This window comes from Synechococcus lacustris str. Tous (assembly GCF_003011125.1).
GTDB classification, from domain to species: domain Bacteria; phylum Cyanobacteriota; class Cyanobacteriia; order PCC-6307; family Cyanobiaceae; genus Synechococcus_D; species Synechococcus_D lacustris.
The window spans coordinates 1-12,215 of the sequence record NZ_PXVC01000061.1 but is presented as its reverse complement, the minus strand read 5'-3'; the positions used below and the strand labels follow the sequence as shown (position 1 = coordinate 12,215).

Here is a 12,215-nt window from a genome sequence, read left to right as displayed (position 1 = left end):
CATCAAGGATCAAATTGCTGAGCTCCTCGCGGAAGGCATAGGCTGCCACGATGCTTTCTTGCAAGGWTGGCTGCCACACTCCCAGCAGGGTAGATGGATCAGCGGCAGTGGGCGTTGTGTTTTGGGGAAGATCCAGCAAACGGGCTAGGTCTCTGCGGGCTAAAGACTGCTGCAATAAACCGTCGGTGAGTTTTTGCTGATCGCGGGCCAACTGGGTTTCGGCCTCCATCACGTCAAGCTTGGTGGCAACGCCCGCCTGCAGGCGCGCCCTAGCATCGCGCAAATTAACAGAGGAGGATTGCACCGCAGATTTACCAATCCGCACTTGATCATCGGCATTTTGCAACAAGAAATAGGCASTTGCTGCCTGCAGGCGCAATTCACGCAGAGTAATTAGATACTGATTTTTAGCTTTTTCAAACTGGTCYCTGGCGGCAGCAATCTGGGGCACCCGYTGGGGATTAATCAAATCCCAATTAAAATTAAGAGCTGCAATTGCTCCGTATGTTTGGGTTTGGGTYTTATAGGCATTTGCATCGTAKGGATYGTTAGGTGTAATTGCCTCACTGCCATAGTTCTGGGTGCGACTGCCAWAACTTCGGGAGGGGAAGCTMCCAGTGCTGAGGCTTAAAGTTGGATACCAGGCGGAAATTTGAGCCCTTAAATTRGATTTAGCCTGTTCAACYTGKGAGGCAATTGCTTTTAATTGGGGACTATTYACTTCAATTAATCTTTCCACTTCCCTAAGCCTCAAGGGCCGGTAATCAACAATTCGCACCTGGGCWGGGTTGGTGGGTARGGCCARGGGGGCMGGGGCCGCAAGATTATYTAAATCAGCAGGCAAGCTAGTGGCTGCCGGMGGCARAGCATCAGGGTTTGATTTGGGCCGGGGACCCTTCACCTTGATGGCATTGGGCAATTGCTCAGGGCTGGGGTCAAGGGAATCATTGGCCCAARCAGCCGTTGGCCCGGCGGCCAAGACGAGGGCCAGCATCAAGCTGCGCATGCGTCTAGCCACCTTCACCTTCCAGAAATTATCTGTWCAGAGAATTTAGGTTGTTTTGGGCCCTTAACGCAGGCAAGCAGCCACGACTTCAGCTGCACCCCCCACCACACAAATCGGCACGCCAAGCTTTTTTTCCACCTGCTCGAGCCTCAAATCATCAAGAAAAACCGCWTCCCCCTGGCGCAACAGCACCGCCGGCAGCAGCAAAAGCTCACCCAAATCGCGATCGGCTAGCCCCTCCAACAGATCGGARCCGGTGAGCAAACCCGTTACCACCTGATCGCAGCCCCAGTAGGGACTTGGCAATGGCTGCAATTGCAGATCGAGGCCAACCACTTTCTTGAGGCGCTCCACCACCGGCTGCAGCGCTTCCCCCACCAAACGGCCCACCACCCAGCTGATCCGCTTTGGTGTTGCCAAACTTTTGGGTAGTGCTTTGGTGGCTTGATCAAGCTCCTCAAGGAAGGCGCGAATGCTGCCCACRCCATTTTCCTGCTGGGGAAAATCGGCATAGCTAGCCCGCGGCGGCAGGGGTAAGCCAGCCATCAAATACCACTCATCCGATAACCAGGCCCAAGGGTTACCAAAGCGTTTTTTAAAACCCGCCTGCAGSGCCTCCACGGCCGCGATCGTTTGCAARGCTGTGGGCCGATCCACGGGTATTAAGCCATCGCCATCAGGGCGAAAGCGGGTTAAACCCACTGGCACCACTGCAACAGATAACACCGCCGGCCAATCACCAGCTCCAAAACCAGCAAGATCGTTCAAGCTGGCGATTAGRGCTTCGCCATCATTAATTCCTGGRCAMACCACCACCTGGGCGTGAATTTGYAGTTGCCTTTTTTGAAACCATTCCAATTGTTCCAACAACAAACCAGCCCTTTCGTTTTGCAATAGGCGGCTGCGCAGGGCWGGTTCTGTGGCATGYWCAGACACATAAAGGGGCGACAGRCGCTGCTCTTCAATTCTTTGCCAATCTGCGGCGGTGAGGTTGGTGAGTGTTAGGTAGGAACCGTAGAGAAAACTAAGCCGGTAATCGTCGTCTTTTARATACAAGCTATGGCGGCGGCCTGGGGGTTGTTGATCAATAAAACAAAAGGGGCAATGGTTATTACATTGCCGTAAACCATCAAATAGGGCYTCTGTAAAACCAAGGCCTAGGCCATCATCGGCATCTTTTTCGATTTCAAGGCGATGGATTTCACCGCTGGGGTCTTCCACCTCCAGCAGCAGTTCCTCCTCGCCGCAAAGCATCTGCAGATCAATCAAATCCCTGGGGCGCATGCCATTGATGGCGATCAAGCGATCACCGGCTTGGAAGCCGAGTTCAGCGCCGATCGATCCGGGTTCAACACTTGCCACCACAGCAGGTTGGGGCGTGGCTGCCCCAGGGTTGCTATTGAGGGGAATACCAGAACTTGGCTCCAGCCACACGGCTTTAAACCCAGCGAACTAACCCAGTGTGGGGTTTCCCGCCACCAAACCAAGCAAMAGGGCACCAAATAACAAGCGATACACCACAAAAGGCCAGGTGCTGTTGGTTTTTAAAAACTCCAGCAACCAGGCGATCGCCAACCAAGAAACCAAAGCTGCCGAACAAATTCCAATTAGCAAAGGCAGTGGGGCATAGGTGGCWCCTGCCTTGAGGGCATCCTTTAATTCCACTAAGCCGGCCAGGGTGATGGCCGGAATCCCAAGYAGRAAAGAAAAGCGGGCCGCATCGGAGCGCTCCCAGCCGCTGAGCAATGCTGCCGTGAGGGTGCTGCCGGAACGGGASACGCCTGGAATGATGGCCAGGGCCTGGGCTAAACCCACCACCAAACCATCCCCTGGTTTCACACCAGGCAACTGCAGGCGCCGCTKGCCGATCCGTTCSGCCAAGGCCAGCAATAGGGCCATCACAATCGACACAATGCCAATSGAGGCAASGCTGCGCAGGGGTGATGCCYCATAGCCGGGCCAAAACAATTTGATTGCCAAACCCGCCAAAACAATCGGCACCGTGCCCAAGGCAATCGCCACCCCCAAACGGGCATCTTTGTGGCCCCAATCACCACCCCGCAGGGCCCTGGCGATGCCTTTAAAAACCTGGCTTAAATCGCTGCGGAAATAGGCGAYCACCGCAATGATGCTGCCAAGTTGAATCACTGCTGTTACGGCCACACCGGGGTCACCCCARCCCAACAGCACCGGCACCACCTTGAGGTGGGCGGTGCTGCTGATCGGTAAAAATTCCGTGAGGCCTTGCACTACCCCCAGCACCAAGGTGCGCCAACAGGCCTCCAACAGGGTTAAGGGGGTTGCGGGGTTCACATTTAAGAAGTTTGCGCAGCGGCACCTTACGGCTCACGGCAGTTTGTGGGCTTTTGGCTTTAAGGTTATGAACCTTTGTTCACAATTCCTTTGGCGCGTTCCGGCACCGCAACCTTGAATCAGGTGCAGCCGGCCGCTCCAACTGAAATTCTTTGGCTGCCCCGGCAGTTTCAGTTACCACTAAAAAATCAAATCTCAGCGCCACTGTTGGCGGCACTGCTGGTGTGTTTRCCGGTGTTTCTGCAGGCACCATTGGTGCGCCACCAGCCGGCATTGGCTTCAATTTTCACTTTGCTGTTGCTGGCCATTGGCATCCTCAAAAGGGGCACTTGGGGCAATTTGTTAGTTGGATTTAGTGGCAGCTGGCTGGCTGGTTGTGTGTTTTGGGGTTGGCTGAGGCTCCATCCCCTCTGGCATCTACCGGTGGAAGCTTTTGCGCTGCCCATAGCAGTGGCTGGGCTTTGGGGACCCTGGCGCCAGGCTGGACAATTTTATTTAGGAGCATTGCTCGGCACTGCCTGCACCGATGCGGCCATGGCCCTATGCGGTGTTATGCCCCTATGGCCGCAGGTTTTAGAAGCAGAACCAGCAGCAGCCCAGCAGTTGCTTGCGGAGGCGGCGGCCCTAGTGCTGCAACCCAGCCACTTGCTGGTGGTGGCAACTTTTGCCGTTGGGATGCTTTGTTTTAGCCGTTGGTTGTGGCTTAAGGGCCAAGGCTGCCGAGTGGTGGCCGCTTGCCTTGCCACCACTTTGTTGGTGGATGGAATTTTCCTATTTCTGGCCCTACTCAGCCCCCAATTCAGCGGCTTGGTTTAAAGAACTGCGAATGGATGGGCCAATAACGGCTAAGCATTGCAAAGGCTTCTGTAACGTTGCTGTTTAGACCTGCTACGGCCCCGCATGACCAGGCTCAACCGTTGGCTTGCCACCCTGCTCTGCAGCGTTTTGCTATTTAGTTGCCTTTTGGGCCTRCAGCCCCAACTGGCCCAAGCAGACGAACTGCGCAATCTGGCCGACGACAAAATCGCCCAGGCCCAGGGCAAGGTGGATCTAAACAACTCCTCAGTGCGTCGCTTCCAGCAATTCCCAGGCATGTATCCCACCCTTGCCGGCAAGATCGTTGTGGGTGGCCCCTACACCGATGTTGATGATGTGCTCAAGCTTGATCTGAGCGAACGCCAAAAGGAATTATTCGAGAAATATCGCTCTAATTTCACTGTTACCCAACCTGAAATCGCCCTAAATGAAGGGTTTGATCGCATCAACGACGGGCAATACCGCTGATCGCTTCATYTACCTACCCCCCAGATACTGATCCCTTCCCAATCGCTTGGGATGTGGTTGTGGTTGGGGGCGGAGCAGCTGGCTTGATGGCGGCCTTAGAGCTGCCCAAGGCCCTAAAGGTTTTGCTGCTTTGCCGCGATGGGGARCCCCGCTCCGCCAGCCGCTGGGCCCAAGGGGGRCTTGCMGCTGCGGTGCGTTCAGACGACAGCCCAAGCCTGCATCGGGSCGACACCCTACGGGCCGGTGCAGGCCTAGGGGAACCGGCAGCGGTGGATTTATTGGTAAAAGAGGCGCCTGGTTGCGTTGAGCGGCTGTTGCAACTKGGCCTGCAACTAGACCGTGATGGCAGCGAATTGAGCACCACCCTGGAGGCGGCCCACAGCAGAAGGCGGGTGCTCCATGCCCAAGACCAAACGGGCCTAGCCCTGGTGGAGCTGCTGGAGCAACGGCTGAAAGCCCAGGCCAATGTTTGCTGCCTGCAGGGGGGGCTTGCCACACAACTTTGGCTAAAAGCAGGCAAATGCTGTGGGCTCCAGCTGATCTATGGCGGCCAGCTCGGTTGGCTGCAGGCGGGGGCTGTGGTGCTGGCCACCGGTGGTGGTGGCCACCTATTTGCCAACACAACAAATCCAGCCAGCGCCCGCGGTGATGGGGTGGCAATGGCCTGGGAGGCCGGGGCAGTGCTGCGGGATCTGGAATTTGTGCAATTTCATCCCACGGCCTTAATGCATCCCGGGGCACCCCATTTCCTGCTTTCAGAGGCATTGCGGGGGGAGGGGGCGCAACTGYTRAAAAGCGATRGAAAACCGCTTGGGGCCAGTGAAATGCTGCCCCGGGACCAACTCAGCCGCGCMATGGTGCGGGAAATGCAACGCAGCGCTGAGCAGMGCCTCTGGCTGGATCTCAAACCGGTGGGTGTAACAAAGCTGCAGCAACAGTTTCCAATGATTCTGAAGCGCTGCATCGAGCTAGGGCTTGCGCCACTGCAACAACCATTGCCGGTGGCACCAGCGGCCCACTACTGGATGGGTGGTGTGGCCACCAACCTGGCAGCAGCTTGCTCAATAGCTGGTTTATATGCGGTTGGCGAAGTAGCCAGCAGCGGCATCCATGGGGCAAATCGCTTGGCAAGTAATTCCTTGAGCGAATGCTTAGTGATGGCCCATCAATTGCGAATGCTCAACCCCTTGAGYAACCCWGTTGGCCCAAGTTTCAACAAAAAAGTGAGCAGCTTGAATTGGAATTGTGAGCAAACTTTAATGCTGAAGGSCCAGCAAGCAAGCGAAAAGCTGCGGCGGCTCTGCTGGCAAGTGGCGGGGGTGGAGCGCTGGGGCAGCAGCCTGGAAGWAGCTATAAAAATAGCCACAACAATTCAGCAGGAATTAAATCTATCAACGRTTTTRAAACCAATTTTAGAACAGCCCCAGGGTGAATTACAYAATGTTARCGAGGCACAACTAACGCAATTTGAAGTTTTATGGGATCAACGCCAACGCAATCTAGTGAGTTTGCTTTTACTTAAAGCCGCTGCTTTTCGCGAAGAGAGCCGCGGCGGTCATTTTCGCCGTGATGCCCCCGCCGCTCTGCCCTATTGGTGCCGCCACAGCCTGCAAAGAATAGGCGAAAAGCTTTCCACTRCTGCTGTGGGCGAAGCAATTAATTAAAGCTAAAGCCTTAAAAAGCKCGATCACCTTTATAGGCGCTTAAATCAGCCAATTGGCTAAGCTTTTTTACACCTGAATCAAGCTTGCCATTGATTTCCCAGCTGGGGAAACCATMAATTTTTTTTGCTTCGCACAGGGCCGCCTGGGAATTTTTGCCATCCACAGCGCATTCAACAACATTCAGCTTGGCCGTGGCTTGTTTGCCAAACAACTCCTTTTGTTCATGGCAATGGGGACACCAATAGGCKGAATACATCGTTGCACCCGTATTAGTTAGGTGTTCCGCCAAAGCAATCTTGGCTGGATTGCTCTGCTTAATTACCACTGGGGGAACACCTTTTTCGGTTAAAACAGCAGGCCTATCGGCAGCAGCGGCCCAGGCCAATGAGATCAAAGCAACTAATAAAGCGCCAATTACCGAGCGAAATATCAACTGGCCAACATCCTGCCATTCCCTACCGAAATAATGAAAAAGCAGAAGGGCAATACTAAGTGCTGCAGATAAAAAACAAAATGCGCAAATTGCTTGGATTTTAAACAGCATTAAGCCCACTAATACAAGGCTAAACACCGCCATTGCCAGGCTKATAAAAAAGCCYAGGTGCCAAAACAAATCTGGATTACGGCCACTGCGGCGGGCRCCAAGGCCAGCCTTAGTTGATATCGATTGGCTACTTAACCATTGCTGCAGGGCCGGGATCAAGGGCAAMAGGCATAGCAACACAAGGGAGGCATAGGCAAAAAAGCCAAACAGGGCAAGCGGTTGGCCCGCCACTGTGCCCCAGGCGCTATTCAGCACCTTGTTGCAACCGCCAGCAGCACCGGGGCAGCTGAGTTCACCAATTACACCCCARCTGGAAAGGCTGATTGATGCGGTGTCGATGGCGCCGATGGTGGCAAGGGCCCCCATCACTGGCCTCACCCAACGGTGCAATACGGGCTCTGGGCGCTGGCGAGTGGTTGTCAAAGGGCTAGCTAGCTGATTTTGATAGTTTGGCAGTGAACGCCTACCCCTTGAAAGGGGGGAGGCTGCTACTGCCGCTCCATTGATAYACCCAGGTGCTGTTGCTGTTATCAAAGGTTTGCGCGCCAAGCAAATCTTCGTAGATCTKGGGGAAACGGGCYAAGGAGCCATCGCCAGTGCCAAGGGCAGACACCTGCAACTGATCAGRAGGTGATGCCAGTTTGGCGGCTAAGGAATCAAGGCTGCTGTTCATTGCCAGTTGGGTGAGGCTCCATTGATCCACGCCAGCGGCCGTGGGAGTAACCCTTGARTTACCAGATTGATCGTATAAACGSCCAGAGGAGAGAATTCGATCRCCACCCAACTCCGCAGGCAAAGCAACTGCGATGCCGGTGGAGCCCCGCTCCGGCCGGTTGTCCCACCAATAACGGCGTTCGGGGCGGCCATCGGTACTCATGGCAAYAAGCGTTGTATCTAATGAACCTGGCGCAGTTGAKTKCAATTGKGCCTGGAGCAAATTATTWAAACCCGTGAGCGCTCCTAGAATTTCAGTGCCGGCATAAAGATTAGAAGCAAGCGTATTTGGCCCCTGGTAGTAATCAAGCTCGCTTGGGGCGGGCAASCCACGGGCAAACCAATTTGGATTTGAGGCAATGCTGTTTCCATAGAGTTGATCAGGCGTTTTAGTGAGCAGCACCTGCTGGGCTATAGATATGCCCTCATCAACAGATRTTGGTGTTATCTCAGTTTTCTGGTACTCAACAATATATCCATATTTTATAACATGAACATTAATCTTRCCAGCCAAGATGCCATCGGAAGGGTYGTCTGCCAGYTGATAAGAAGCYAAAGAGTTAGCGATRAGATCRCTACTATTWAGCAACACATTATTTATCGATGAATCATCAAAATTAAAGAAGGGAGAATTAGAGCCGGTGTAATATCCATAGCCGGCAAGGGCTGCCGCCTGCTGCAGGGCAATAAAGGCAGAGCGATTTTGAGTTTCAAGGCGTGTTTGATTGCTAGCGGCGGCTGTGGCAGGGTCGGCACCTTTCATCGAAGTGGAATTATCCAACAACAAATAAAGATTTACGGTTGGATGTTGCCCCACCTGGGTTGGGCTATCTGCAACTTCAATGCGATGTAAATGGCTATCTAAATCGCMATCAACATCACTAACTTGCAAGCGAAATTTCAAATCGCCAGATGGGGCGCCGGAATCTGCCTTAAAAGCCCATCCKGCTGATTTAGTAGCTTGGCTATCCCAAAATTTAAACCTACCARAAGCTTTCCCATTAGAATCTCGRATTGCCAAACCACTGTTTGGGCCCGTGCCATCAAGGGYTGCAGCGGAGGYAGGCGTAAAYAGTTCATCYGTGGATTCGTTTCCATCAAGGTTAATATCAACCCACAATTGCCAAGTTTTAATTCCTTCAAGCGCGGGTCCGGCGGCAAGGCCATCGGCGCCTAAAGCCGAATCAAGGCCAAGACCTGCTATTGATGATCGCGCTTCATTATTAGTTGCTAAAGCACCCCAGGTGCCCTGCACCTGGCCGCCAGGGGCTGTGCGCGTAACGGTATCAGTATCAGCAAAGCTCTCACCATTAAGGGCAATGATTTGAACTWCTTCACCTGAATCTGCGTAGGGATCAGCTATMCCCACYCGAGGAACATCATCATAAATTCGTAATTTAATAACWTCAGTTACAGGTGGCAATTCGGATTGAACACGCTCGAGAAYAATTGGGAGATTAGYAAAATCCAAYGCTGAATATTTGTTATCCGCTTGGGCGCTGGCATGGCTAATTAAATTAGTTAGCAACYTAGCTGAWATTGGAACACTGGGRACAAGGGGATCTGTRGTTAAATCWATTGCTCCCAAATTAATTTCAGCCACTTGAATCGGMGCYGCKGCAGCTGCATTACTAGATTGCCAAACCTGCAATGTTGTGGCTTGATTAGYTAGCTGGAAAGTTAATCCAGGTGCATTAGCCTGGATGGAAGYGAGCCTTGAGGAATCAAAACGTATCCCAGCAACTGAATCAGAATTGAGATTGATTTTAATTGTGATRCCGGCACCTGTTGCGATGGTGTTAYTGAAAGTGGGTGTATAAGGAGAATCTGGCCCCACAAAAGGTATGGCTAWTGCATCCTCATTGAGCACCAGTTGTCCACCACTTGCYCCTAAATCAATGCTGGCGAGCTTGGAGATTGCAAKCGAATGGRAAGCAGATCTTTGATCKCCATCGGCAYCTTTAACAGCAACATGAAAATCCAAATTGCCGGCAGATCCATCTGGGGCATTAGCAATAAAAGACCAGATGCCTTTGCCCGTGGCGAAATCAACAGAAACATCAAAACGACCAAAGCCTTGRATATCTAAAAAGCCAGMAGGTAGCGAAYTATYAAGCGATATGGAACTRCCATTSGCAGCAAATTCAACWKTRTKAGATCCCTGATCRGCTCCGGGCTGAACAAGAAAAGAACCAATGAGGGGAATAGTGGAACCAAAATAGGTATKTGWGCCGCCAATTAATTGCAACTCAGCTGGCATATCATCAAGAACAACAATGCTAGAAGTTGCTTCAGCCACCTGCCCATTGCTTGCCATTGCAMGTAATGGAACCCCAGTAATTTTAATAGCACCGTTRTAATCTCCGGAAKCYAATGCTTCGCTGTAATTATCATCAGCTGCAGCATGGTGAGGAAGTGGTGCCAGCAGGGTAACTTTCAAGGGCAATTCAGCACTGCTATTAGCTGCAACAAGCACCTGGCTTGGAAGTTCAAGGCGTAAAACATCAACMCCTGCATAACTAGCTGTTAATAACAATCCATTTGTGCTGCGATTCCAAACCATCCCCTTAAKCAACTGACCATTGGCATCAAWAAGCTCTGGATCAGCGRCAGTTGATGAAAAAACYAAACTAGTTATYTCAGCTGTTTGAGCCGTTAGTTTTAGATTTTTYTGATCAGAAAWTAGAACTTGTTGGTTCGGTCCCTTRCCATTTGCCAAAGGTAGATTATTTTCATCTACAACTAGCTGAACCCCATCTAATGAAGGGCCACTGGCAGGCTKGATCACAATTCTGTGATTGTAGCTGCGCCTATCACCATCGGCATCTATAACTGCCACTGCAAAATTAAGTTGCTCTTGATTCAATATCGTAGGTAGTGCATTAAAAGTCCAACTGCCGCTAGTTTGAACACTCAGGCTCCCCAAAGGGGTGCTAACGCCCGCTGCCGCTGTTGCACTGGGGTAGGTAGTGTTATTTACAATTAATTCCCAGCGAGAGGAATTTGCAAAATCTGCATTGGCATAGGCGGAAGCATCAGCACCAACCGCGGAACTAAAGCCACCGGTGCTATCTATTGCCCTGCCCCATCTGCCTGAAGTGGAAGCACCGGCAGCCATGCTACTAGTGGTGCCACCGCTGCTATTCACTAGCCTTAAAGCTGGGCGGTCGTCGTGAACAGTTAATGCCGCCGAAACAGAGGAGATACAGCCATCAGCAGCTTGGAGTTGCAATGGTAAGTTTTCAAAAACTAATGGTGCATAGCTACCGTCTTGATTTTTTACCAGATGGCTTGGCATAGGGCCAAGCAACTTAGCTTCAAGATTAACCACGCCACTATTACCAGCTGCTATCTGCAAAGCGGTTTGCTTTAAATTGAGGCTAGCTACCGCATTGCCAGCCCAAAAYAAAGTGAGGGTRTCGTTCGAGCCCAAAGCACTTGTTACGGCAAAGCTATAMAGGGAGTTTGATGATGGATCCACTAAATTAGCTGTTACATCATTRCCATCACGGAACAACTTTATTGCAGCTAAACCAACAGATGTGGGATCAAAGCCAATAGATGTGGTAKCTAAACTGCCMGACTGTATAACTAAATTAGCCGTATCARTAATTCCAAAAGAAAGGGCCGAAGCATTTTCYCCTCCTGCATTGGGCAGCTTATCTTCATTAAGGATTAGGCTACGATCATTACTGCYGCCAAAAATTGGCAAGGTATTCAGTRTTATTTTATGGYTACTAAGTGTTAAATCACCATCRCCATCGCGMACACCAATTGAGAAAAACTGTGAGGCKGCTGAAGTTCCGCTGGCAGCCGGAAKAAAAGTCCAACTACCCATGCCRGATCGAACATCCGTGCTAATGCGTAAAACCCCTTTAYCGGCAATATCAAAACTGCGATCCTGCAAATCATTAATCACACCACTGGCAGTAACTAATTGCACATCAGCGTCATAGGAACCATTGCCATTTGCATCGATAAGCAAACCAAGCGATGCCTTATCTGCCCCAGGCGAGATCACAAACGAACCAGATTTAGCCRTYCCMCCGAAACAAGCTGWTGTGGGGCCAGAAATCAGGGGAGCCTGGGGTCTGTCGTCGAGGATGGTGAGTGGGATTGGAATTGTTAGATCATCTGCAGTRGATGCGGCGGCARACGAATCACTAAAYAATAAGCTTATACCCTTTAAATCAACAGCACCTTGCCAAACACCTGATGGGCCTATTTTGCTGTAGTTATTATCMGCTAAGGATAATATGTGGCTTGGCAAAGCGCCTGATAAAGTTGCTTTAACTTCTATGGAAGCATTGCTGGCGGGTGCAAGCTGGGGAACACTTGGGAATTCAACCTTGAGCAGTTCAATATTRTTGGCACGGGCCCTTAGGGTGCGCGCCGCACTTATGCCATAGTCCCAAATGATCGGATTGCCAGCCCCATCGCTGCTGATAGGCGAACCATTTGAATCGAGCAGGCTTAGGCCAGTTATGGATTGGGAACTTCCCTCAAGGGGAACCAAACTAGAGCCGAGTTTCAGTGCGCCAGTGTTAATCGCAAAGCTACCCGTTTTCAAATTAATACTTGTGGTGCTCGTATTGGTAAATGCGGTATTTGGCCCCTCGGCCCCTGCTAAGGGCAAATTATCTTCATCTACAACTAAAGGATTTGAACTCGTTGCATAGGATGAAACATA

General features: G+C 51.6%; 8 protein-coding genes. 3 read left to right on the top strand and 5 right to left on the bottom strand.

Going from position 1 to position 12,215, the window contains the following annotated elements; translation table 11 throughout:
• From C7K08_RS10515 to C7K08_RS10505, 3 genes are all read right to left on the bottom strand, one after another.
• Positions 1-994 (bottom strand): TolC family protein (locus C7K08_RS10515; protein ID WP_341272160.1); only part of this gene is annotated, 994 nt, incomplete at its 3' end.
• A 75-nt stretch (positions 995-1,069) separates the two neighbouring features.
• On the bottom strand, positions 1,070-2,440 hold the full coding sequence (locus C7K08_RS10510) for a TIGR03279 family radical SAM protein (RefSeq protein WP_106500570.1): 1,371 nt from the start codon (positions 2,438-2,440) through the stop codon (positions 1,070-1,072).
• A gap of 18 nt (positions 2,441-2,458) precedes the next feature.
• Complete coding sequence (locus C7K08_RS10505) at positions 2,459-3,319, bottom strand: undecaprenyl-diphosphate phosphatase (protein ID WP_106500569.1); 861 nt, start codon at positions 3,317-3,319, stop codon at positions 2,459-2,461.
• A gap of 75 nt (positions 3,320-3,394) precedes the next feature.
• Between C7K08_RS10505 and C7K08_RS10500 the strand changes: the two genes are divergently transcribed.
• The 3 genes from C7K08_RS10500 to nadB all read left to right on the top strand — a co-directional run bounded on the left by C7K08_RS10500 (position 3,395) and on the right by nadB (position 6,267).
• Entirely contained in the window at positions 3,395-4,135 is a 741-nt protein-coding gene (locus C7K08_RS10500) for a DUF3120 domain-containing protein (protein WP_241537204.1), read from the top strand.
• Between the two features lie 84 nt (positions 4,136-4,219).
• On the top strand, positions 4,220-4,603 hold the full coding sequence (gene psbU / locus C7K08_RS10495) for a photosystem II complex extrinsic protein PsbU (RefSeq protein WP_106500568.1): 384 nt from the start codon (positions 4,220-4,222) through the stop codon (positions 4,601-4,603).
• A 53-nt stretch (positions 4,604-4,656) separates the two neighbouring features.
• Entirely contained in the window at positions 4,657-6,267 is a 1,611-nt protein-coding gene (gene nadB, locus C7K08_RS10490) for an L-aspartate oxidase (RefSeq protein ID WP_272867432.1), read from the top strand.
• Positions 6,268-6,277: 10 nt separating this feature from the next.
• Here the strand turns inward: nadB and C7K08_RS10485 are convergent, their stop codons facing one another.
• Together C7K08_RS10485 and C7K08_RS15225 are read right to left on the bottom strand one after the other, a co-directional pair.
• Positions 6,278-7,234: a vitamin K epoxide reductase family protein gene (locus C7K08_RS10485; protein ID WP_241537203.1), complete on the bottom strand. Its 957-nt coding sequence runs from the start codon at positions 7,232-7,234 to the stop codon at positions 6,278-6,280.
• 40 nt (positions 7,235-7,274) lie between these two features.
• Positions 7,275-8,429, bottom strand: coding sequence for a hypothetical protein (locus tag C7K08_RS15225; protein ID WP_133165223.1), 1,155 nt, complete (start codon positions 8,427-8,429; stop codon positions 7,275-7,277).
• Positions 8,430-12,215 lie beyond the last annotated feature (3,786 nt).